General features: G+C 63.5%; 21 protein-coding genes. 15 read left to right on the forward strand and 6 right to left on the reverse strand.

From position 1 onward, the window contains the following. Window positions 1-38: 38 nt before the first annotated feature. Entirely contained in the window at window positions 39-818 is a 780-nt protein-coding gene (locus LB564_RS19720; protein WP_224540249.1) for a phosphodiesterase, read from the forward strand. On the opposite strand, the gene LB564_RS19725 is transcribed toward LB564_RS19720, so the two are convergent. Beyond that, window positions 805-1,704, reverse strand: a complete 900-nt coding sequence (locus LB564_RS19725; protein WP_224540250.1) for a hypothetical protein — start codon at window positions 1,702-1,704, stop codon at window positions 805-807. The two genes, LB564_RS19720 and LB564_RS19725, sit on opposite strands and share 14 nt — an antisense overlap. 206 nt (window positions 1,705-1,910) lie before the next feature. Between LB564_RS19725 and LB564_RS19730 the strand changes: the two genes are divergently transcribed. Together LB564_RS19730 and LB564_RS19735 are read left to right on the forward strand one after the other, a co-directional pair. Continuing rightward, window positions 1,911-2,909, forward strand: a complete 999-nt coding sequence (locus tag LB564_RS19730; RefSeq protein ID WP_224540252.1) for a Bug family tripartite tricarboxylate transporter substrate binding protein — start codon at window positions 1,911-1,913, stop codon at window positions 2,907-2,909. 20 nt (window positions 2,910-2,929) lie between these two features. Next, complete coding sequence (locus LB564_RS19735) at window positions 2,930-4,903, forward strand: tripartite tricarboxylate transporter permease (RefSeq protein WP_224540254.1); 1,974 nt, start codon at window positions 2,930-2,932, stop codon at window positions 4,901-4,903. On the opposite strand, the gene LB564_RS19740 is transcribed toward LB564_RS19735, so the two are convergent. Then, complete coding sequence (locus tag LB564_RS19740) at window positions 4,900-6,369, reverse strand: class I adenylate-forming enzyme family protein (protein ID WP_224540256.1); 1,470 nt, start codon at window positions 6,367-6,369, stop codon at window positions 4,900-4,902. The two genes, LB564_RS19735 and LB564_RS19740, sit on opposite strands and share 4 nt — an antisense overlap. After that, window positions 6,366-7,421, reverse strand: a complete 1,056-nt coding sequence (locus LB564_RS19745) for a phosphopantetheine-binding protein (RefSeq protein WP_224540258.1) — start codon at window positions 7,419-7,421, stop codon at window positions 6,366-6,368. Before LB564_RS19745 ends, LB564_RS19740 begins: the two co-directional genes overlap by 4 nt. A 283-nt stretch (window positions 7,422-7,704) precedes the next feature. Between LB564_RS19745 and LB564_RS19750 the strand changes: the two genes are divergently transcribed. The 5 genes from LB564_RS19750 (at window position 7,705) to LB564_RS19770 (ending at window position 12,891) form a co-directional block, all read left to right on the forward strand. Further along, on the forward strand, window positions 7,705-9,033 hold the full coding sequence (locus tag LB564_RS19750) for an NAD(P)H-dependent oxidoreductase (RefSeq protein WP_224540260.1): 1,329 nt from the start codon (window positions 7,705-7,707) through the stop codon (window positions 9,031-9,033). Window positions 9,034-9,035: 2 nt separating this feature from the next. After that, a complete protein-coding gene (locus LB564_RS19755) occupies window positions 9,036-10,061 on the forward strand; it encodes a thiamine pyrophosphate-dependent dehydrogenase E1 component subunit alpha (protein ID WP_224540262.1) in 1,026 nt (341 codons plus the stop codon). Then, window positions 10,061-11,059 (forward strand): alpha-ketoacid dehydrogenase subunit beta, encoded by a 999-nt coding sequence (locus tag LB564_RS19760; protein WP_224540264.1) that lies wholly within the window; start codon window positions 10,061-10,063, stop codon window positions 11,057-11,059. Before LB564_RS19755 ends, LB564_RS19760 begins: the two co-directional genes overlap by 1 nt. Before the next feature lie 3 nt (window positions 11,060-11,062). Next, on the forward strand, window positions 11,063-12,409 hold the full coding sequence (locus LB564_RS19765; RefSeq protein WP_224540266.1) for a pyruvate dehydrogenase complex dihydrolipoamide acetyltransferase: 1,347 nt from the start codon (window positions 11,063-11,065) through the stop codon (window positions 12,407-12,409). A gap of 113 nt (window positions 12,410-12,522) precedes the next feature. Beyond that, window positions 12,523-12,891 (forward strand): hypothetical protein, encoded by a 369-nt coding sequence (locus tag LB564_RS19770; protein ID WP_140708177.1) that lies wholly within the window; start codon window positions 12,523-12,525, stop codon window positions 12,889-12,891. Here the strand turns inward: LB564_RS19770 and LB564_RS19775 are convergent. Continuing rightward, window positions 12,888-13,877: a sugar-binding transcriptional regulator gene (locus LB564_RS19775; protein WP_224540267.1), complete on the reverse strand. Its 990-nt coding sequence runs from the start codon at window positions 13,875-13,877 to the stop codon at window positions 12,888-12,890. The two genes, LB564_RS19770 and LB564_RS19775, sit on opposite strands and share 4 nt — an antisense overlap. Window positions 13,878-14,138: 261 nt before the next feature. Here LB564_RS19775 and LB564_RS19780 point away from each other — a divergent pair, with 261 nt between their 5' ends. From LB564_RS19780 to LB564_RS19805, 6 genes are all read left to right on the forward strand, one after another. Then, window positions 14,139-15,125: an ABC transporter substrate-binding protein gene (locus LB564_RS19780; RefSeq protein ID WP_224540269.1), complete on the forward strand. Its 987-nt coding sequence runs from the start codon at window positions 14,139-14,141 to the stop codon at window positions 15,123-15,125. Window positions 15,126-15,211: 86 nt separating this feature from the next. Next, a complete protein-coding gene (locus tag LB564_RS19785) occupies window positions 15,212-16,915 on the forward strand; it encodes an ABC transporter permease (RefSeq protein ID WP_224540270.1) in 1,704 nt (567 codons plus the stop codon). Then, window positions 16,903-17,982, forward strand: coding sequence for an ABC transporter ATP-binding protein (locus LB564_RS19790; RefSeq protein WP_224540272.1), 1,080 nt, complete (start codon window positions 16,903-16,905; stop codon window positions 17,980-17,982). The genes LB564_RS19785 and LB564_RS19790 overlap by 13 nt, the downstream gene beginning before the upstream one ends. Continuing rightward, complete coding sequence (locus tag LB564_RS19795; RefSeq protein ID WP_224540568.1) at window positions 17,982-19,148, forward strand: MBL fold metallo-hydrolase; 1,167 nt, start codon at window positions 17,982-17,984, stop codon at window positions 19,146-19,148. The genes LB564_RS19790 and LB564_RS19795 overlap by 1 nt, the downstream gene beginning before the upstream one ends. Next, window positions 19,145-19,888, forward strand: coding sequence for a 5'/3'-nucleotidase SurE (locus LB564_RS19800; protein ID WP_224540274.1), 744 nt, complete (start codon window positions 19,145-19,147; stop codon window positions 19,886-19,888). The genes LB564_RS19795 and LB564_RS19800 overlap by 4 nt, the downstream gene beginning before the upstream one ends. A gap of 93 nt (window positions 19,889-19,981) precedes the next feature. Beyond that, window positions 19,982-21,121 carry a DUF930 domain-containing protein gene (locus tag LB564_RS19805; RefSeq protein WP_224540275.1) on the forward strand — a complete coding sequence of 380 codons (1,140 nt, stop codon included), beginning with the start codon at window positions 19,982-19,984 and terminating at the stop codon, window positions 21,119-21,121. Window positions 21,122-21,131: 10 nt separating this feature from the next. Here LB564_RS19805 and LB564_RS19810 read toward each other — a convergent pair whose 3' ends face one another. Continuing rightward, window positions 21,132-21,806, reverse strand: a complete 675-nt coding sequence (locus tag LB564_RS19810) for an HAD family hydrolase (protein WP_224540277.1) — start codon at window positions 21,804-21,806, stop codon at window positions 21,132-21,134. Window positions 21,807-21,906: 100 nt separating this feature from the next. Next, window positions 21,907-22,548 carry a hypothetical protein gene (locus LB564_RS19815; RefSeq protein WP_140708191.1) on the reverse strand — a complete coding sequence of 214 codons (642 nt, stop codon included), beginning with the start codon at window positions 22,546-22,548 and terminating at the stop codon, window positions 21,907-21,909. A gap of 191 nt (window positions 22,549-22,739) precedes the next feature. Between LB564_RS19815 and LB564_RS19820 the strand changes: the two genes are divergently transcribed. Then, the gene (locus LB564_RS19820; protein ID WP_140708193.1) at window positions 22,740-23,177 is read left to right on the forward strand and encodes a transcriptional regulator GutM; all 438 of its coding nucleotides are present in this window, start codon (window positions 22,740-22,742) and stop codon (window positions 23,175-23,177) included. The last annotated feature ends 29 nt before the right edge of the window (window positions 23,178-23,206 follow it).

Here is a 23,206-nt window from a genome sequence, read left to right on the forward strand (position 1 = left end):
ATGCCATGGGCGCCGGCGGGAAGGCAGTGCGCGGTTCCATGAAAATCATCCAGCTCTCCGATCCGCATCTGATGACGCCGGGCGGTCTTCTCCATGGCTCCGATCCGCTCGACCGGCTGCAGGCCTGCCTGGCGGATATCGGCCGGAACCATGCCGACGCCGATCTGGTGGTGATATCGGGCGACCTGACCAATGATGGCGAGCGCGCCGCCTATGCGGCATTGCGGGAGGCGCTGGCGGGCTTCGCGCCGCCGTGCCGACTGATGCTCGGCAACCACGACGACAGGGCGCTATTTCTCGAAATGTTCCCGGAAGCGCCAGCCGAACAAGGTTTTGTCCAGAGCGTCTTCGATGGCGGCGAAGGCCGGCTGATCCTGCTCGACACGTTGGACAACGGCCGTGTCGAGGGCCGGTTGTGCGCGGCCCGGCTGGCCTGGCTGGACGAGAAGCTGCAAGAAGCGCGGGACCAGCCGGTCTTCCTCTTCATGCATCACCCGCCGTTCCGGATCCACATGCCGGTGCTTGACGAGGTCAGGCTCGCCGAGGCCGATGCCTTCCATGACGTTCTGCGGTGCCACGGTAATGTCGGCCACGTCTTCGCCGGCCATGTCCACAGGCTGATCGCCGGCAGCTGGCGCGGCATACCGGTCAGCACGCTGCGCAGCACCAACCATCAGAGCGCACTCGATTTTTCGGACAACTGGCGGCTGGGCCACGAGCCGCCCGCCTATGCCGTGATCTTCATCGAAGCCGATGGCGTGGTCGTCCATTTTCACGATTTTGAGGCCGGCCGGCCCGAGTCGGTCAAGGGTCGTTGACGAGGCGGCTTTCGCCGCCGCCAAGGTGGGTCTCCCACACATGATCGGAGATCAGCCGCCGGTATTGCCGGGTCATGACCAGTTTTCTATGCGAGGCGCCGCCGACGTGAAAAAAAGCTCCGCCCAGCATGCGATGGTCCGCTTCTATCCCACCAAGGTCGAGATCGGCTGCCGTCTTTTGCGCATCGGAAACATCGTTCTCGCCGAGCCCGCGATACAGCAGCGTCCAGTTTCCGCCGCCGGTATCCATCCCGCTGATAAAACGCGGTGTGAAGTCCAAGTCCAGTCCTTGCACGGCGCTGAAGCGGAAGAAGCAGAAGCCAGCCCACATGAACCAGGCTTCGGGGTCCGCCTGCGCCGGGCGCTTTGAGCCATAGACGACTTTTCCCTCCATCATCGCGGCAATGTCCACGGGGACGATCGGAAAGCAGTCGTGATCCAGAAACCCGAAAAGCTCCGGCCGCAATGACCGAACGATGTTGTGGAAGATCCAGTTCATGGATATGCCGTGCGACCGATTGGGATGGCTTTCCCGGTTCCGAGGCAAACCGAAATAAGTGATTTTTCGCGCCTGGCAGATATCCGCAATATGCACCCTGGCCGACAGATCGGTTGAATTGTCGATGACGACCAGCGTCATTCCCGACGAATGCAATTGCCAGGCGCGGGTGAGCGCATCGATGACCCAGGGCGTATTGAAGGCAATGACAAAGCAGAAGCGTCGGGAGCCGGTTTGGCGCAGTTCCTCTGCGAATTTCAGGCCTTCTGGAATGCCGCGCGCGCGAAAATCACGCTCAACCAAGGCGTTGCGAAAAGCCTTGGCCTTTCTGACAGGCCAGTTGTGGTTCAGCAGATCAACAAGGCCCTTGGCCGGCTTCCAACTCATATACTTCGCCATTGCTCCAAAATCAGATGCTTGCTCCATAAGACGAAGCCCATCTTCCCACAACTCCGGTCTCGAACCGCGAGAATTTCGCGACCACCGGCTTGTCCGTACACGCATGCTGTATTTCAATCCGATCTGGTCGCGGGCGCTATCAATCGAGACATCGGAGCGCTAAAACGCCATCCGGGTTCTGCACGGGGGTTGATATGTTTGTTGTGATCTTGCGCGCGTTGCGCGCCTTCATTGCCGCCGGCTTTGCCTTGGCGATGTGCGCGCAGGCGCAAGCGGTCGAATTCAAGACAATCACGATCAAGGTCGGCTATGGTCCCGGCGGGGGCTATGACCAGACATCGCGGCTGATCGCCCGCCATTTTGGCCGGTTCCTGCCGGGCGGTCCGGATATCATTGTCCAGAATGTACCCGGCGGCGGCAGCCTGAAGCTCACCAAGATGGTGCTGGGCAGCGAGCCGGCCGACGGAAGCGTCATCGCTTCGGTCAGCGAAGCCATGTCCTATGCGCCGGTGCTTGATCCGCAAAACGCCAATTTCGATCCGCTTGCGCTGCAATGGATCGGCTCGCTCGTCAACGAGCCCGCCTATTGCATGACTGCCAAGGGCTCCGGCATCGACACGATGGACAAGTTCCTGCAGTCCGATTTCCTGATCGGGGCGACCGGCAAGAGCAGCGTGACCTACATTTTTGCCGCGCTGGCCAAGAACGGGCTGAAGGCGAAGTTCAAGATCGTTACGGGCTTTGACGGTACCGCCGATATCGAACTGGCGATGCAGCGGGGCGAAATCGCCGGAATGTGCGGCGTTTCCAGTTACAACATCTCCGGAAACCGCGACACGCTCAATCTCATTGGAACGTTCGGCTCAGGCACGGCCGTTGGCGAGGCGAAGCTTGAGCGGTTCAGTGACAAGATCGAGGATGCCAAGGTCCGCGAGGCGGCCGCGCTCATCGAGACGACCCTGCAGTTCCATCATCCCTTGGTTGTCCCGCCGGGCACGCCCAAGGAGACAGTAGAGGCGCTGCGCAAGGGATATATGGAGATGGTGCGGGATCCGGCGTTCCTGGCCGACATCGGCAAGCTCAGCGAAATGACCGTCAACGCCACCAGCGGCGAGGACATAAGCCGGCTCGTGTCGAAGCAGTTGAACGCGGGGCCGGATGTGTTCGAAACCGCCAGAAATCTGGTGAAGTAGATTCTCCGCGAGGCTCAACGGTGGATCTGATCCTCACCGCCATCGTCGAGATGGCGCAGCCGTTTCGCATGTTGATGCTGGTGACCGGTGTTTTCGTCGGTCTCGTCGTCGGCGTCGTCCCGGGCATTGGCGGGCTGTTCGCGATGGCCCTGCTGATCCCGATGACTTACAACATGGACGCCTATGCCGCCTTCGCGCTCCTGCTCGGCATGGGATCGGTCAACACCACCTCCGACACGATCCCCGCCATCCTGTTCGGGGTTCCAGGCTCGGTCGGCGCGGCGGCGACGGTGCTCGACGGCCATGCCATGGCCAAGAAGGGCGAAGCCGCGCGTGCCTTCGGCGCCTCCTATTCCGCTTCGATGATCGGTGGCGTGTTCGGTGCCCTGGTGCTTGCCGCGGCAATACCCGTGATGCGGCCGCTTGTCCTCTATCTGAAGACGCCGGACTTCTTCGCCATCTGCGCCTTTGGCCTCTCCATCGTGGCGATGCTGGCGGGGAGCCAGCCGCTGAAGGGGCTGGCGGCGGCCATGTTCGGCATGCTCGCCTCCTTTGTCGGCATCGACAAGATCGCCGGCATCGACCGATGGACCTTCGGGGAAATCTATCTCTGGGACGGCCTGCCGGTTGCCTTGGTGTTTCTCGGCCTTTTCGGCCTGCCGGAGCTGTCCTCGCTTCTGCTGCGCGGCTCTATCCAGGGCAATGCGGAGCGGCCCACCTATGCCGGGATGTGGCAAGGCATCAGGGATACGCTGCGGGAATGGCCGCTGGTGCTGCGGTGCAGCACCATCGGCTCCTTGCTTGGCGCGGTTCCCGGTGTCGGCATCGCGGTGCTGGACTGGATCGCCTATGGCTATGCGTCGCGTCGCCCGGGCTCCGGGCCGAAGTTCGGCGAGGGCAATGTCAGGGGCGTCATCGCTCCCGAGAGCGCCAACAATGCCAAGGAAGGCGGCTCGCTCATCCCGACCATCGCTTTCGGCGTGCCCGGTTCGGCCTCGATGAGCATCCTGCTCGGCGCCTTTGTCGTCCATGGGCTGGTTCCCGGCCCCGACATGCTGGGCAAGAACGCCGCGCTGACGATGTCGATGGTGTTCAGCATCGCCGTGGCGAACATTGTCGGCGCGGTGACCTGCCTTGTGCTGACCCGGCCGCTGGCGCGCGTGGCGCAGGTTTCGGCCGCCATACTGGTGCCGCTGGTGGTGACCTTCATCGTGGTTGGCGCATACCAGACCAATATGAGTGCTTTCGACTTCGCGCTGGTCATCGGCGTCGGCGCCGTCGGCATGGCGATGAAGGAACTCAACTGGCCGCGCTCGGCTTTTTCGCTAGGGTTCGTGCTCGGGCCGAGCCTCGAGAATTATTTCTTTCTCGCCTATCAGATTTCCGGCTGGTCGTGGCTCGCCCAGCCACTGGTGCTCATCCTGCTTGGATTGGCCGTGGTCGGCGTCGTCAGGCAGACGCTGTCATGGATCAGGGCCAGAAATCCCGGCGGCCCACTGCCGCCCGCGCTGCCCGACCTTGTCGCAGGCGCCACGATGACATTGCTGGCGTTTGCCGCGCTGGTGACCGCCGCGACCGGCTTTCCCTTCGAGGCCGCCATCTTCCCGATCATCACGGCTGGATTGCTGATGGTGTTTTCACTGGTGACGACAGTGCAAACGACCCTGCGATGGCGCAGGCGAGCCACGCCTGTCCTATCCGCGCGTGACGGGACACCAGGCGAATGGTCGCCGGTTTCGGAACCCACCATGAAAGGCAATCTCGCGATCATCGGCCTTTGCCTGGCCCTGGCCGTTCTCATCCTGCTGGTCGGGCACCTGGCGGCGACCTTCATTTTCGTTGCCGGCAGCATCGCGGTGCTTGGGACGAAGTCGTGGCGGTCACCCCTGATGATCGCGGCCACCGCGACGGCCTTTGTCTATTCGGTTTTCGACATGCTGGCGTCCCAGCCCTGGCCGACGCCATGGCTCGCCGGCATTGGACGGTTCTTCTAAGGTCCTTTGTGCGCCAGCGCTTCGACCAGCTGGCGGCGCAGTAGCTTGCCGTTGCCACTGTAAGGCAGTGACGCGACGAGCCGTATCTCGCGCGGCCGCCGGTCGGGCGCGATGTTGGCGCGCATGAAAGCCTGGAATTCCTCGACCGTTCCCCGGTCGGAGACGATGAAGGCGGCGATTTCCTGCCCCATGGTCTCGTCCGGGAAGCCGGCCACGGCGACGTCCTGCACCTTGGCATGGGTGCGGATCAGTTTTTCAAGTTCCTGCGGCGCGACGCTGACGCCGCCGCGGACGATCATATCGGCCTCCCGATCGACGATCGTGACAAATCCGTCGGCGTCCAGAAATCCGATATCGCCGGGTATGCCCCAGTCGGAGCCCATGATCTGCGGATCGACGAAAAGGCGGTTGCCGGGCATCAGAACGGCGGATGCCATGGTTGGCGTCCGCGCCTTGATCAGCCCGCGCTCACCTTGCTGCAGCACGCGGCCATCGGTGCCCAGGATCTCGACCTGTACGCCGGCCACCGGACGGCCAGCGCTTTCGGGTTTTGTCAGAATATCCCCGCCCGACAGCGAGGATATGATGCCGGTCAGGCTCGAGGAGTAGCTTATCCGGTATCCAGGCGAGAGATAGCGGTAGGCCGCGATCTTGTCTTCGCCCCTGGCCGGCCCGCCTATGCTGTAGAGAACGGAAAGCTCGGGAAGCAGGTGGGTCGCGCGTTCGCCGGCTTCCCTGACCATCCGTGCAATCACCGATGGGGCCAGCGCCGTGCCGCTTGCATGGAACGACAGCAGCGCCTCGATGAGTTCCGAGGGGGTGAACAAGGGCGGGAAGAACCTGACGACGCCGCCGTAAAGCAGATAGCCCAGGACCTGGTGGCGCATTGCCGAATAAGACAGGGCCATCGGCGTCAGGAATCGCTTGGCGGTTCCCTCCACCACCCCCCGGCGCGCCGCGATACGCCTGGCGAGCGCTTCGTGCGACTGCGTGTAGGCCTTTGGATCGCCCGTCGTGCCGGACGAGAAAATCAGGAAGGCCGGGGCGGCATCGTCCACCGGGGCGCCGGCGTCGAATCCCGGCGCCGAGGCCGATTTCCAGCCGGCGTCGAAAAGGGCGCTCGGATAGACCTCGTCGCCCGGCATGGCGCGGCTTTCGAAAACCATTCTCAGGCCGAAGTCGCGGGCCTGCCTGGCTCGCTGGCTCCTGGGCGTTCGAAAGTCGATGACGACAGGGGTGGCGCCGATTCTCCAGCAGGCGAGGATGGAGAGCACCACGTCGATGTTGTCGACCATGGCGAGCCCGACGCGGTCGCCCGGCTCGATGCCGGATGCGCTGAAATTGGCGGCAAGATGCCTGCTCTGCGTCAGGGCCTGGGCATAGGTGATATCAGACCTGTCGCTGACCATCGCGACCTTGTCGCCATGGGCGGCGAAGGCCTCCAGTATCTGCCGGCCAAAACTCATTGCTTGTGCTGGACTTCGCGCGCCGCCGTCTGCCTGTCGTCGAGGAATGCGAGAATTTCCGCGTCGATCGCATCCATGTTGGCCTTGCGGAATTTGTTATGCGTGCCCGGCATGACGACCGTTTTCACACTGGCCTTGTCGGACGCCCAGCCCTTGTAATCCTTCACGGTGGTGGCTCCCCATTCCGAACTGGCGAGGATGAGGATGTCGCAGGGATAGGACGAGGGCACAAAACCGGCTGCGGCCTGCAACAGCGCGCTCTTGTAGGCCTTCTTGCGCAGATGGCGCCCCAGGCGTGTCTGGCCAAGGCCGACCGTCTTCAGCGTGTCGCGCAGCAGGCGCCAGTAGATCACCTTGCGCGCGATATCGCGGCGCCGCCTCTCGGTGAGGCGATCGTCGGGCATCGGCTTCAGCCAGGCCGAACCTGGCGACGGTGGATCGATGAGCACGATCGCCGGCCGCTTGCCGGTCGCCTCGTGGCTCAGCCGGCCGACCTCGATCGCCAGCAGGCCACCCACGCAGATGCCGCCGATGACGTCGGGGTGCATGCCTGTCACCGAGGTGAAGGCTTCAAAATAGTTGGTGCCAATTTCGGCCATGGTGGAATAGGGCGTCTCGCCGGGTTCGGTGCCCATGCCGCGCACGGCCATGATCGCGTACTTCTCTTTCAGGCGCCTGCTGAAGCGATTGGCGAACAAGGCCGAGCCGCTGATGCCGTGGATCATCGCGATCGGCTCCTGGCCGATGCCGCCGGACACCGGCACGATCAGCTCGCGGGCCGGATGCTCCGGGACCAGCGATGCGATCAACCGGCCGAATTCGCGCGGTGTCTGCGCTTCGAGCAGGACGGAAGTCTGCAATTTCACGCCGAACCGCTTCTGCACGGCAAGCACCAGAGTCTCCGCCATCAGCGAATCACCGCCGAGGTCGAAGAAATTGTCGTCGAGGCCGACGGCCGGTACTTTCAATTCCGCGGCGAAGATGCCGGCAATCGCATGGGCCGGTCCATCGCCCGCCGCCGGCACATGTCTAACCCGTTGTTGGACGTTCATCGGAGAGCCCCTGACCGATGGATGTTCACTGTCAACGCTTTTACGCAGGGTGAGGGCTCCTCACAAGTGTCCTGTGCGCCACACGCCGAGCCGCCGTTGGAGTCCTGTCTGGCCATGGCAACGCGGAAGGTCGCGGTTTGCCGGCTCTCCGAAGGCCTTTTCGTCCGGTTGGGAAAGTGCTGCAAAAGCACGCAGATTTGGACATTAGTCTTGACAGAAATACAGATGTTCAATAACCCGTCAGGCAATCGAACAAGCCTGCACTATGGGAGGAATGAGCGGTATGGCTTCCAATATTTCGTTGACGGGCCTTGCCCGCGATCTCGATGAACGCGGCAAGTCGGGCAAGCCAATCCGCATCGGCCTGATTGGGTCGGGCGAAATGGGAACCGACATCGTCACCCGAGTCGCCCACATGTCCGGCATCGAGATCGGCGCGATCTCGGAGCTGAATCTGCCCGCGGCAAGCCGCGCGGTGGACATCGCCTTCCAGCAAACCGGCCACGCGCGCGAAGTGTCGAACGCTTCGGCGATGACGGCCGCAATGGAGGCCGGCAAGGTGGCGGTCACCAACGACGCCAGCCTGGTCATCAACAACGACCTCATCGACGTCGTCATCGACGCGACCGGCGTCCCCGCCGTCGGTGCCGAGATCGGCTTGCGGGCCATGGAACACGGCAAGCATCTGGTGATGATGAATGTCGAGGCCGACGTCACCATCGGCGCCTACCTGAAGAGCGAGGCCGACCGGCTCGGCGTCACCTATTCGCTGGGCGCCGGCGATGAGCCGTCCTCCTGCATGGAGCTGATCGAATTCGTCTCGGCGATGGGCCATCCGATCGTCGCCGCCGGCAAGGGCAAGAACAATCCGCTCAACATCGACGCCACGCCGCCCGCCTATGAGGATGAGGCCAGGCGCAGGCACATGAATGTGCGTATGCTGGTCGAATTCGTCGACGGTTCCAAGACCATGGTCGAGATGGCGGCGATCGCCAATGCCACCGGGCTGGTTCCCGACAAGGCCGGCATGCATGGCCCGGCGGCAACGCTTGGCGAACTGAACAAGGTGCTGGTGCCACAGAAGGATGGCGGCGTGCTGTCGAGGGTCGGCGTCGTCGACTATTCGATCGGCAAGGGTGTCGCGCCCGGCGTCTTCGTCGTCGCCGACATGTCGCACCCGCGCATTTCGGAGCGCATGGAAGATTTGAAGATGGGCAAGGGCCCGTATTTCACCTTCCATCGCCCTTATCACCTGACGTCGCTCGAAGTGCCGCTGACCTGCGCCCGCGTCGTGCTCTACGGCAAGGCCGATATGGTGCCGCTGGCCAAGCCGGTGGCCGAAGTGGCCGCCGTGGCCAAGAAGGACATGCAGCCCGGCGAGAAGCTCGATGCGATCGGCGAATATTGCTACCGCGCCTGGATCATGACGGCACCGGAAGCGCATGCCGCACGAGCCATTCCCTGCGGCCTGCTGCAGGGCGGTTCGGTGACCGCGCCGATCAAGAAGGGCGAACTCATCACCTACGGCAATGCCGCCCCGGCCGCGGGTTCCAAGATCGCCGAACTGCGCGCCCGCCAGGACAAGCTCGTCTACGGAACCGTGGAGGCGTGATCATGGCCACAGACAAAGCCGTCGCGGACAGCCGCGCCAACCTGCCCTTCGTGTATCGCCAGTACAGCGCCGAGCAACTCAAGCAGGTGCTCTACAAGATGTACCTCATCCGCCGCTTCGAAGAAGGCGCGGAGGAGAGCTACACGCGCGGCCTCATCCACGGCACCATGCACCTGTCGATCGGCCAGGAAGCCAGCGCCATGGGCATCTGCATGCCGCTTGGCGAAGACGACCAGATCACCTCGACGCATCGCGGCCATGGCCACTGCATCGCCAAGGGCGCCGAGGTGAAGCGCATGTTCGCCGAGTTCTTCGGCAAGACCACCGGCTACTGCAAGGGTCGTGGCGGTTCGATGCATATCGCTGATGTCGCCAAGGGCAATCTCGGCGCCAACGGCATTGTCGGCGGCGGCATTCCGATCGCCGTCGGGGCGGCGCTCTCCTCCAAGATGATGAAGACCGGCAAGGTCGTGGTTTCGTTCTTCGGCGATGGCGCCAACAATGAAGGCGCCTTCCACGAGGCGCTCAACATGGCGGCGGTCTGGAAGCTGCCGGTCATTTTCGTCTGCGAGAACAATGGCTATGGCATGTCCACATCGACGGCCCGATCGACCGCGGTCAAGAACATCGCCGACCGCGCCGCCGCCTATTCGATGCCCGGCGTCATCGTCAACGGCAACATTTTTTCGGAGGTCGCCGAGGCGTCCTACAAGGCCGTCGAGCGGGCGCGCGCGGGCGAAGGTCCGACGCTGATCGAATCCAAGACCTACCGCCATCGCGGCCATTCCAAGAGCGACCGCAATCGCTATCGCACCAAGGAAGAGATCGAGGACTGGATGTCGAACCGCGACCCGATCACGCTGTTCGAGAACGAACTGCGGGAATTCGGCTTCACCGACGACAAGGGCATCGAGGCCATCCGCGAGGCGGTGGCGCAAGAGATCGCCGACGGCATCGAGTTCGCCAAGGCGAGCCCGTCGCCTGATATCAGCGAGACCGGAAATTACGTGTATACGGAGCAGGCGTGATGGACGCGATGGTGCGTGAACTGAGCTACGCCCAGGCGATCCAGGAAGCCATGGCGATCGCCATGGACATGGACGAGCGCGTCTTCCTGATGGGCGAGGATATCGGCGTCTATGGCGGCGCCTTCCAGGTGACCGGCGATCTGGTCGAGCGCTTCGGCACGGAGCGCGTCATCGACACGCCGATCTCGGAACTGGGCGGCGCGGGCGTCGCCGTGGGTGCCGCCGTCACCGGCATGCGGCCGATCTTCGAATTCCAGTTTTCCGATTTCGCCACGCTCGCCATGGAGCAGATCGTCAACCAGGCGGCCAAGATGCGCTTCATGCTGGGCGGCGAGGTTTCCGTGCCCGTGGTGATGCGTTTCCCCGCCGGCTCCGGCACGGGCGCGGCGGCCCAGCACAGCCAGAGCCTGGAAGCCTGGCTCGGCCATGTGCCGGGGCTGAAAGTCATCCAGCCGGCGACGCCCTACGATGCCAAGGGCATGCTTCTGGCGGCTGTCGCCGATCCCGATCCGGTGATGATCTTCGAACACAAGCTGCTCTACAAGGCCAAGGGTCCCGTGCCCGAAGGCTATTATACGGTGCCGATCGGCAAGGCCGACATCCGCCGCGAGGGCCGCGACCTTACCATCGTCGCCACCTCGATCATGGTGCAGAAGGCGCTTGATGCCGCAGCGACCTTGGAGGCCGAAGGCATCGACGTCGAAGTCGTCGACCTCAGGACCATCCGGCCGATGGACAAGCAGACCGTCATCGACAGCGTCAAGAAGACGTCGCGGCTGATGTGCGTCTATGAAGCGGTCAAGACGCTGGGCATCGGGGCCGAGGTCAGCGCCATGATCGCCGAGAGCGAGGCGTTCGACTATCTCGACGCGCCGATCGTGCGGCTGGGCGGGGCGGAAACGCCGATCCCCTACAATCCGGAGCTGGAAAAGGCCACCGTGCCGCAGGTTCCCGACATCATCACCGCCGCGCGCGACCTCGTGAAAGGGGTTCGCTGAGACATGCCGACCGAAGTCATTCTTCCCAAGGTCGACATGGACATGGCGACCGGACAGATCTCGCGCTGGTTCGCCACCGAAGGCCAGCAGGTCAAGAAGGGCGACGTGCTGTTCGAGATCGAGACCGACAAGGCGGCGATGGAGATCGACGCGCCTGCCAGCGGCGTGCTTCGCGACGTGACCGGCAAGGAAGGCGTCGATATTCCAGTCGGCGCGCCGGTTGCCTGGATTTATGCCGATGGCGAGGTCTATGGGGCCAAGGCGCAAATCTCTCCCGAAATGTCGGCGAAGCCGACAGAGGCGGGCGCTGTCCCGCCAACCGCAGGGAGCGAGGCGCCCCCCTCTTTGCCGCCACTTGCCATCTCCCCCACGAGAGGGGAGATCAACCAATCGCCGGCGGGTGCGCGCGCGACACCACTGGCGCGCCGTCTGGCGCGAGAGGCGGGTCTCACCCTTTCAGCCATATCCGGCACCGGTCCGCATGGCCGTGTAGTGAAAGCCGATGTCGACGCAGCGAACGCCAAGGGCGGTGCTAAAGAGACTCCAGCAGTCGCCCTGGAAGCTCCCGCCCCCGCTGCATCCGCGCCGGCCGTAAAGGCGATGTCGGACGATCAGGTGCTGAAGCTGTTCGAGCAGGGCTCCTACGAGCTCGTTCCGCATGACGTCATGCGCAAGACCATCGCGCGGCGCCTGGTCGAAGCCAAGACCACAATCCCGCATTTCTACTTGACCCTCGACTGTGAACTCGACGCGCTGCTGACCCTGCGCTCGCAGCTCAATGCGGCGGCTCCGATGAAGAAGACCGACAAGGGCGAGGCGCCGGCCTACAAGCTGTCGGTCAACGACATGGTGATCAAGGCGATGGCGATGGCGCTGAAGGCAGTGCCGGATGCCAACGCCTCCTGGACCGAGAGCGCCATGGTCAAGCACAAGCATGCCGATGTCGGGGTCGCCGTGTCGATCCCCGGCGGGCTGATCACGCCGATCATCCGCCATGCCGACGAAAAGACGCTGTCTGTCATCTCCAACGAGATGAAGGATCTGGCGAGCCGGGCGCGCAGCCGCAAGCTGAAGCCGGAGGAGTATCAGGGCGGCACGACGGCCGTGTCCAATCTCGGCATGTTCGGCATCAAGGATTTCGCCGCCGTCATCAACCCGCCGCACGCGACGATCCTGGCGGTCGGGGCCGGCGAGGAGCGGGCGGTGGTCAAGAACGGTGAGATCAAGATAGCCACGGTGATGTCGGTGACGCTGTCGACCGACCATCGCGCCGTCGACGGCGCGCTGGGTGCGGAACTGCTGGTCGCCTTCAAGCGGCTGATCGAGAGCCCGATGGGCATGCTGGTCTAGACCATAGTCGCGAGCCGGTGCCAAATGATGCGCCGGCTCACGACAGAAACGACTTGCCAGGCGTCGGCCCTTGACCCATCTTCCCCAGTGGATCGCGAGCAAGGGAGGCCGCTATGCCTGCATTCGACCCATCTGACATGAAAACCTTGTTCGGCAAGGTCATGGGCGCGTCGCCTTCCGACATCAAGCTGGTGGCGCAGCGCCTGCATGACCACGCCTTCGAGCCGCGCATGTCGGCGGAAGAGACCAGGCAGCTTGTCGTCAGTCTCGGCTATGACAGCCTCGATTCGTTCTGTGCCGATATTGGCCTGCCCATGCATATAGCGGAGCGGTGGAGCCGTTTCGGCGTTTCGGGAGAGATGAAGCAGGTGTTCACGTTGCTGGCAGGGCAGCGCAGACGCGTGGCCGAAGCGGTCGCCGAATTCGAATCCATGACCCATGTCGGCGTCGAGGACTTTTTGCGCGAACGCGGCTTGATTTAAACCCCGGAAGCGCCTCGCCCGGCCTTGGCCAGCAGCGCCACGGCGGTGTCGCTGTCGGTGATCAGCACATTGGTGCTGACGGCCTTCAGCGCGGCGAGAATAGCCGCCACCTTGCGCTTTCCCCCGGCGGCCAGTACGACATTGGGTACCCGTCCGACAACGTCGAGATCGATGGCCATGACACGGCCGTTGACCTCGTGATCGACGAGAGTGCCCGTGGCATCGACGAAATAGCACAGCATGTTGGCGACCGCGCCTTTCGCCTTCAAAGGCGCAATCAGCGATGAGGGCACGATGCCATGCCGGAAGATGGTGGCGTCGGGCGACATATCGCCGACGGTGAGCAATGCGATGTCGGCCGCGGCCGCGCGCCGGCGCACATCCTGCAAGGTCGGCTGCGCCCAAAGCAGTTCGCGCAGCGAGGGGTCGTCCACCATCACCGGCGCGGTGATCTGGTAGCTGTCGACCTCGAAGACATCGGCGACCTTGGCGGCGACGATCGACGGGTTGATCCACTGCGAATGCGGCAGGCTGCCGACAAGCGCGACCACCGAGGCGTGCTTCAGTTGGCGTCGGGCAAGGAAACCCAGGCTGGCATGCAGTGTCGCGCCGCCGCCGATCGCCAGCGTCATGCCGTCCTGCATCTGCTCGCCGAGATAGGCGGCCACCGCGTGGCCAATGGCCTTCTCCAGATGATCGTGGGCCGAAGGTGTGGGGATGACGACGGCGGCATTGAGGCCCCAGCGTTTCTCCAGTTCCCGCTCCAGCGCCACCTGTTCGGCGGTCGGCGCGTTGATCATGGTGACGACAATGCCTTCGGCGGTACAGGCGGCCAGCGTGCGCATGACCTTCACCCTGGAGACATCGAGCTTCTCGGCGATCTGCTCCTGCGTGAAACCCTCGACGTAATAGAGCCATGCCGTCTTGACGCTGAGGTCCGACGAGACCATCGGTAGGCGAGCCGGCGTGGACTTTTCCGTGGGCATAGATCGTCTTCCCTCGTGCGTCATGATCCGCAGCGTTGTTCTGATCCGAGAAACGCCGCCCATCTGTCAACCGGGTGCGGTCAACGACAGCTCGATTATCGCATAGTCGTGATCATTTGTAATTGACATTGAACATATGAACATATTTTGTGCCTTTCACGCGCAGTGTCATCCACCAGTCATATGCGCCGTGCAGGGAGGAAGAGACGGGGCGCTGGCCAGAGGCCGGACCGGTCATGCACAGACAAGACAGGAGGTCTCATGAAGACGCTATTCATCAAGCTGCTGGCCAGCCAGCTGGCGCTCGCGGCTACTTTGTTTGCCGGCGTGGCAAATGCCGAAACACTGACGCTCTACACATCCCAACCCGAGGCGGACGCAGCCAAGACCGTGGATGCCTTCAAGAAGGCGCAGCCCGGCATCGACGTCACCATCTATCGCTCGGGCACCAGTGACATCCTGACCAAGATGGCGGCCGAATTCGCCGCCGGCAGCCCGCAGCCAGATGTGTTGCTGATCGCCGACGCGGTCTCGATGGAACTGCTGAAGAAAGACGATCGGCTGATGGCCTATCCCGAGGCCAAGCTCGACGGCATCGAGGCGGATGCCTATGACGCCGACAAGACCTATTTCGGCAGCAAGCTGATCACCACCGGCATTGTCTACAACACCGCCGCCGCCGAAAAGCCGCAGCATTGGGCCGATCTCGCCAAGCCCGCCTATGCCGACGGCCTGGTCATGCCAAGCCCGCTCTATTCGGGTGCGGCCGCGTACCTGCTTTCGGGTTTCGCCGGCGATACCGACTATGGCTGGGATTTCTTCCAGAAGCTGAAGACCAACAACACCGTCAGCGTACGCGGCAATGGCGCGGTGCTGAAGTCGGTGGCCTCGGGCGAGAAGCCTTACGGCATCCTCGTCGACTTCATGGCGATGAACGCCAAGAAGAAGGGCTCGCCCGTCGAGTTCGTGTTCCCCAGCGAAGGCGTGCCCGCCGTGACCGAGCCGGTCGCCATCATGAAGACGGCCAAGAACGTCGACGGCGCCAAGAAGTTCGTCGACTTCATCCTCTCGGACGAGGGCCAGAAGCTGGCCTTGTCGATGGGCTATTTGCCGGCGCGTGCGTCGGTCGGCCGCCCCGATTGGCTGCCGGAGGGCGTCAAGGTCAAGGTGATGCCGTTCGACACCAAGGCGATCGTCGCCAAGACCGACGCCGACAAAGCGAAGTTCCAGGAACTGTTCGGCGGCTGAGCCGCCGGTCGCAGCGGGATGCCGGTCAGCGGCATCCCGCCCGCTTCGGGCGAAGCCCGCGCGCATAGATCCCAGGAAACGCAATCATGCCGACACGTATCAGGGAGAGCCGGGGCCAGGAAATGGTCCTGACGGCGGCGGTGGCCGTCGTCATCGTGCTGCTTTCGCTGCTGCCCATGCTGCGCCTGGTCAAGGAGATCGTGGCACCCGGCGGCAGCTTGTCGACCGTGGCGGTAGAGGCCGGGTTGAAAAGCCCGGCAACCTGGATCGCGACCTGGCACACGCTGGTCGTCGGCATCGGCGGCACTCTTCTGGCGGTACTGTCGGGAACGCTGGTGGCCGTGCTGGTCTCGCTGACCGACATACGTGGCCGAAGCGCCCTCGTGCTGTGCTACGTCATGCCTTTGATGATCGCGCCGCAGGTGACGGCGCTGGCATGGCTGCAGCTGTTCGGCCCGGCAAGCCCGTTCCTAAAACTGTTCGGGGCGGCGCCGCCCCTCGGCACCAAGAACCCGCTTTATTCGACCTCGGGCATCGTCCTGCTGCTTGGCGTACAATATGGCCCGCTCGTGTTCCTGCTGGTGCGCGCGGGCCTGCGCAAGCTGCCGCGCGAACTGGTCGAAGCCGCGCGTGCCGGTGGCGCGAACTGGTTCACCGTGCTGGTCACCATCGTGCTGCCCCTGATGACGCCGTCGATCATGGCGGCCGCCGCACTTGCCTTTGTCTCCTGCGTCGGCAATTTCGGCATTCCGGCCTTTCTGGGCATCCCCGCCAATTATCTGGTGCTGCCGACGCTCATCTATCAGAAGCTGGCCGGCGGCGGTCCGGCCGTGCTCGGCGAGACCGCGTTCCTGTCGGTGCTGATCGGCGTCATCGCCATGGCCGGTATTCTCGCCCAGGAGGTGATGAGCCGTCGCCGCGATTATCGCATCTCCTCGACGTCGCTGCCGGCCGAGCCCTATGAACTTGGCCGCTGGCGGCCGGTTGTCCAGGCCTGCATGTGGCTGCTCATCGTGCTGGTGCTGGTCCTGCCGCTGTTCGGGCTGGTGCTGACCTCGCTGGTGCCGGGCTACGGCATCGCGCTCACCGCCAAGACGGCGACGCTCGACAATTACCGTTTCGTGCTTTTCGAGCATGATGCCGCCAACCGCGCCTTCTTCAACAGTTTCTGGCTTTCGATCGCCGCCGCCTTCTTTGCGGTCATCGTCGCGGTGCCGGTTGGCTATCTGATCGCCTGGGGCAAGCAGCGCTGGGTGCGGCTGCTCAATTTGTCGGTCGAACTGCCCTATGCCTTGCCAGGCGTGGTGCTGGCGATCGCCTCGCTGCTCCTGTTCCTGCGGCCGATCCCGTTGACCGGGATCCAGCTCTACAACACCGTCTGGATTATCCTTTATGCCTATCTCGCCCGCTTCCTGGTGCTGGCGTTGCGGCCGACCATCAGCGGCTATCACCAGATCGACCGGGCGCTGGAAGAGGCCGCGCAGGTGGCGGGCGCCGGCCTGTTCACGCGCCTGCGCACCATCGTCTTTCCGCTGGTGGCGCCGGCGGCGGTCGCCGGTGGCCTTTTGATCTTCATGACGGCGCTCAGCGAACTCACCGTCTCGGCGCTGCTGTGGTCGTCGGGCTCGGAGACCATCGGCGTGGTGATGTTCTCCTTCGAGCAAGGCGGCGATTCCAATTACGCGGCGGCGATGTCCGTTATCACGGTCGCGGTCACCTTCGTGCTGATGCTGGTGACCAACCTGCTTGCCCCTCATCTTCCGAGCGGAGTTCTGCCATGGCGCGACTGAGCCTGGACCATGTGACCAAGAGCTTCGCCGATTTCGACGCGGTGAAGGATGTCTCGATCGACGTCGCTGACGGCGAATTCCTGGCGGTGCTCGGCCCCTCCGGCTGCGGCAAGACGACGTTGCTGCGGCTGGTGGCCGGTTTCGAAAAAGTGACATCGGGCGAAATCCGCATCGGCAGCGATGTCGTTTCGAACAGCGGCGGCAGTGTCGCGCCGGAAAAGCGGCGTGTCGGCATCGTCTTCCAGAATTACGCGCTGTGGCCGCATATGAGCGTCGCCGAGAACATCGGCTATTCGCTGAAGGTGGCCAAGCTCGACAAGGCGGTTGCGCGTCAAAAAGTGGACGACGCGCTGGCCTTGGTCGATCTGCAGGGGCTGGGCGAGCGCAGGCCCGCCAATCTCTCCGGCGGCCAGCGCCAGCGCGTGGCATTGGCGCGCTGCCTGGTGGCGGCACCCTCGCTGGTGCTGTTCGACGAGCCGCTTGCCAATCTCGACGTGCATCTGCGGACCTCGATGGAGGACGAGTTCGCCGCTTTCCACAAGCGCACCGGCACGACAATCGTCTACATCACCCATGATCAGGCCGAGGCGATGGCGCTGGCCGACCGCATCGCGGTGATGGACCATGGCCGCCTGGCGCAGCTTGCCACGCCGCGCGAGCTTTATCATGAGCCGGCAAACGAAATGGTCGCGTCGTTCATTTCGCAAGGCATTCTGCTGCCGGCGGATGTCTTGACGGGTGAAGAAGGCGGGCATTGCAAGGTTAGGGTTCTCGGAACCGAGATTGTGGTTCGCTGCCGGCCCGGCGAGCGGCCGCGCGCCGGCGCCAAGATCTGCTGCCGCTCCGCCGACCTCGAAGTCTCGGCCGATGCCACGGGCTTCGACGGCCGGGTCAAGCGGGCGATATACCAGGGCGGCGCGGCGCGCATCGAATTCACACCCGCCGCTGGTCCGGACCTCACCTTGCATTTCGAGCAAGCCGATCCCGTGACGCTGGAGAGCGGAACCGAGGCGCGTCTGCGGATAAAATCCGGCTGGCTCATCCCGGCGACGGGGGCTGCATCGTGATGATGCTCGACCTGCTCGGCGGCTTTGGGGAAAAAGGCCGCACCAGCCTCGCCGTCCGGAGCGGAAGCACGCTTATCCTGCTCGACATCGGCATCAAGGTCGGCGCTTCCGGGGCTGAATATTATCCGGCGCTGGAAGGGCCGGTCGACGACATCGATGCAGTGTTTGTCTCGCATGCCCATGAGGATCATGTCGGCGCGCTGAGCTGGTTATTGGCGCGTGGCTATGCCGGCCCGATCTTCATGACGGCGGAGACCCGCGGCGAGGCGCCGGCGACGCTTGCCGCCTATGCCGAACCGGGCGACTTCAGCCGATTTCCCTTGCCCGAAGACCGTATCGAACTCTTCGAGCCGGGCGACACGCTCACCAGCGGCAATCTCGTGGTCAGCACGGGACGTTCAGGTCATGTCGTGGGCGGCGTCTGGTTCGCCGTCGACGATGGGGAAAGCCGCATTGCCTATTCGGCCGATGTGGTGCCGGACAGCAATGTCTTCGTCATGGACACGATCCCGCACTGCGACCTTCTGGTCTTCGATGCTTCCTACGGCGCGGATCCCGTGCCGGGGGCTGCCCGGGCGCGAGAAATTTCCGAATGGGTGGCGCGCCACCCACGGGGCTGCCTCCTGCCGACGCCGCTGTCGGGCCGATCACTGGAATTGATCGCGGCCTTGCCGGGGCCGTTCGCCATCCATGCCGGCATGCGCTCGTCGCTGGAGGCGCAGATGGACGCCGGAGCATCCCTGTTGCCTGGCGTTTCCGGGTTTCTGCGGCGCCGCTTGCGGGAGGCAGCCGACTGGGCCGATGGCGAGCCCTTGCCGGCGCTGCCCTTGCTGGCCGATGACGGCATGGGCGAAGCCGGCCCGTCCTCCAGGCTGTTGCCGCGTGCTGGAGAGGCCGGATACCCGGTGCTGCTCACCGGGCATCTGCCGCCGGGCTCTCCGGGTCAGCTCCTCAACAAAGCCGGTCGGGCGGACTGGATACGCATGCCCACCCATCCGACACTGTCGGGCAATGTCGGCATCTGGGAGAAGGCGGGACGCCCCGCGGCGCTGGGCCATTCCTGCGGGCCCGATCTGCTCGGCGACTTGAAAAGCCATATCCCGTCGTTGCTCACGCAATGCCGCACAGGCCACCGTGTCACGGTGGGGCAAGGGAGCAAAAAATGAGAATCCTGATCTGCAACGACGACGGCATCGAAGCCCCCGGCCTGTCTCGGCTGGTCAATGCCGCCAGCGGGCTGAGCAACGATGTCTGGGTGGTCGCCCCCGACGGCAAGCGCACCGCCGCCGGCTCGTCGCTGACGATCGCCAGGCCGCTGACGATGCAACGCGTCAAGACGAACTGGTATTCCTGCTCGGGCACGCCGGCCGACTGCGTGGTGAGTGCGATGACGTGGCTTTTCGCACGGGAAGCAAAACCGGATCTGGTGCTGGCGGGCGTCAATGATGGCCGCAACGTCGCCGAGGATATTGCCTATTCCGGCACGCTTGGCATTGCCCGGGAGGCAAGCTTCTGGGGCGCGCCGGCAATCGGTTTTTCGCGTGTGAAAAATCCTGAGTTCAGCGATGGCGACGACCAATGGCTCGGCGCGCTGATTGGCTCATTGTGGCAATCGCGCGCCGACTGGGCGAGGGAAGGCCATTGGCTCAGCGTCAACCTGCCGACCGTGCTGCCGGCCGAAATCCGGCAACCGCGCATCGGCCGCGACAAGATCGGCCGCAAGGCCGAGATCGTGGAGACCGATGGAGATCGCACGGTCATCACCGTGCCGCGCGGCCGGGCCCATGCAAGCGAACCGGGCGATGAAAACGAGGCGATCGATGCGGGTTTCGTCAGCATCAACCGGCTGAACTGGTTTGGGGAGACCCGGTTGCAGGACCGGTTTCTGGACGGAATTCGACCCTAGCCTGCCTGCGATCACCAAGCTGTCAGCGGCTAAATCGCGTCAATTCCAAGCCTATGCTTGAAGCCGCCGCTATTTCATTCCACATCGGAAAGGATGAAGGATGAGACACGCGAATGGCGCCGGAATCTTCTTTGGGGCTTGGCCGCATCGCTGATCCTGCATGCGCTTGTCGCATCGTTCTTCATTTACGGCCTGTCAAAAACCTCTCAGGAGCCGCAGCAGGAGCAACCGATAAGTGTCGCGCTCGTGCCTCCGCCCGATCAGCCAAAACCGAAGCCGCAGCCGCCCAAAGCCGAGAAGCCACCGGAACCGAAGGCTGAGAAGCCACCCGAGCAGAAAGTTGAAAAGCCGCCCGAACAGCCGCGCAAACAACCTGACGATACGGCTTTGAAGCGCGTTTTTCAGTATGGCGATAAAGATACAGGGCCGAAGAAATCCCTGGATGGGGCCGCGGCCAAGGACAATGCGCCGTCGCCTGCGAAGGATGACGCTTCGAAGCCTCCTGTCATGCCCAAGCCTGCCGAGAACAAGCCTGCCGCGACGGTGAACGCGGAGCAGCGGCCGGATGCGAGCAAGGCCGACGAGAATGCGCCAACCCAGCCGACGGACGCCAAGCCCACGCCGAGTGAGGAAAAGCAGGTCACGCAGGACGCGGACAAACAGCAGGCTGTGCCAAAAGCCGCCGATCAGCAAGCAGCCGTAACGCCAAAGCCGTTGCCGACCGAAAGCGACGCCAAGCCCGGGTCCGCGCCCGAAAAGCCGAAGGCCAAAGCCGTCAAGACGATGAAGTTCAAGTCCGAAAAGGCCCTGAAGTCCCGGCCCGGGAAGGCCACCGCCTCAAATTCCACGAACGACGCAGGTGCTGGATCACCGATGTATTCCGGTCTTCCGGGGGTTCGGAAACTCTATTCGCAGGGCGCTACCGGCGACGCGTTGGCCACGAGTTCCATGAGTGGCGTGCCTCGCAGTCAGCGCGTTGCGACCCTTTGCGCCAACGTGCTGGACCAGGAGCTGCAGGGTGCCGACTATTCTCCCAAATGGCTGCCGACGATTCCGCTGAAGACCGGTAATGTACTCGACCGCTCCGAAGCGGCTTTCAGCACGACAACCACATGGTACCAACTGAGCTTCCGATGCGAGGTGGATGCCGATGCGACGAGGGTCTTGTCATTCAACTTCCGAGTCGGCGCCGAAATTCCACGCAGCGACTGGCCGCCAAACCATCCTCTCTAGCTTCCCTTACTCAGGCAGGGACACCAAGTCCAACCAATTGCCGGCTAACTTCATGCCAGTCGGCGCAGACGAAATCGGCACCGGCGGCCGTCAGCCGCGCGGCATGCTCCGGATAGGTGTGGCCGCCGCCGGTGTAGCCGATCGCCGTCATGCCGGCGGCGACCGCGCCCTGGATGCCGAAGGGCGAATCCTCGATGACGATGCAGTCGGCCGGATTGACACTCATCCTTGCCGCGGCGAACAGAAAGATATCGGGCGCCGGCTTGCCGTTCTTGACCATCGAGGAACTGTAGATGGCATCGCCGAAAAACCGTGCCAGTCCGGTGATGGCCAGGCTGTGGTTTATGCGCTCGACGGAGGATGACGAGGCAACGCAGCGATCGCCTTCGAGCGTTTCCAGGAATGCCGCGATTCCCGGTGTCGGCTTCAATTCCTGCGAAAACAGGGTTTTTGTCTCGGCCCAGATATCGCCGTCGGCGGCCGCAGGAAACTGATGGCCGGTCAATTCCCTGATCCTGACGATGATGTCGGCCTGTTTCATGCCGACGCACTGGGCGATGATGCCGCCGCCAACGCCCGGCATGCCGTGCTTTTCGTAGACGCGCTCGTAGGCCCTGGCGGCCAAGGGCTCGCTGTCGACCAGCACGCCGTCGCAATCGAAAATGATAGGCCTTGCTCGCGCCACGCGCTCGTCTCCTCAAGTCAAATTTCGCACATCGCTATCGGCAAAAAATCAAATGTTCAATAGTGCGGCGTTTTTTGGGGACATGCGAACCGGCGATGGCTCAAAGCTGTCGCAACGCATCGCTGGCGCGGGAAGACCCCAGCGCCCTCTGCATGGCTTGCCGGGACTGGGCGCGATCGGGCGTGATCCAGTTCGGTTCCGCGCCCAGGAAGCGGTCGAGGAATGCCACGGCATAGGCCGGCATCTCGGTGACGTTCTCGCGATAGGACCACCATGTGCGCAGGTCGTCGGCGCATTTGTCGATGCTGGGCGCCGAGCCGAATTCCTGCTCATGGATCGCCGAAATCACCGAGACGCAGTAGTTGGTGTAGAGAAAGCCTTCCGGCCAGAAGCGGATGATGTCCAGCGTGCTGGCATTCTGATCCGTTTCGATAAGGTGGGTAAGGCCGGAGATCTCCCTGGCCGGTGCCTGCTTGATCAGTTCGCGCAGCACGAGGCCGGCGGCAAAGACGATGAAGTCGGCGCGGTCGATCGCGGCAAAGCGCTTCTGCGCCTCCATGACCTCGACCCAGTCGAGAAAAGCCCGGGTCAGCTTGGCCTCGTCGATTTCGAAGCGCACGCCGAATGTGTCAGAAACGACCTTGGCGCTGCCGCGAAAGGTGGCACGGAACCAGCGCAACTGCCGCAACCTGTGGCGCAGGTCGGGCATGAGGGCCAGTTCATCCCTGAAGGGCAGTTCCATTGCATGCATCCCGTTTCATCACAGGCTAGCACAGACGTGCCGCCGCCGAAATCGTGCGGCGGCCCTGTGGATGACCGTGGCCACGGCCAATATCATACATATTGACATTCACGGAAACAAATGTTCTCACTTTGCTGTTGTCGCGCGCCGGTCCAAGGTGCACTTCAATTGAGGCTCGGGAGGAGAACCGAATGGCGATTTGGCAGTGGGGACTGCTTCTGCTGGTTATTGTGTGGGCGTTGCAGTCGCTCGGCGTCTGGCTGCAGATGCGGCACTATTCGGATGTCTTCCGTGGCGTCACCGACCAATACAAGGATGGCTTCGTCGGCGCCGGCAATTTTCGCGGCCGATTTGCCAAGGGCACGATCGCGCTGGTCGTGGTTACGCCCGACCTGATCGTGCGCCGCATGATGGTGATGAGCGGCCGTTCCGTCTTCACCAAATTCAAGCGACATGAAGAATTCGAGGGTGTTCCCCTCGATCGACTCCGGTCCAACCCTGCGATCATGGGGGAGGGGGAACCCGGTGTGGCCGAGGCCGTGAAGCGGGCGATCGAACAGATCGACAAAGCACGGTCGGAGCCGGGGAAGAAGCCGGGCCTGTCCGGTTTGAACGTAGCAAGGGCATAGAGGAGGCCGTGCGCCGACCGGGATCACCC

Origin of the sequence: Mesorhizobium sp. ES1-6 (assembly GCF_020164775.1) — a bacterium.
Classification (GTDB): Bacteria; Pseudomonadota; Alphaproteobacteria; order Rhizobiales; family Rhizobiaceae; genus Mesorhizobium.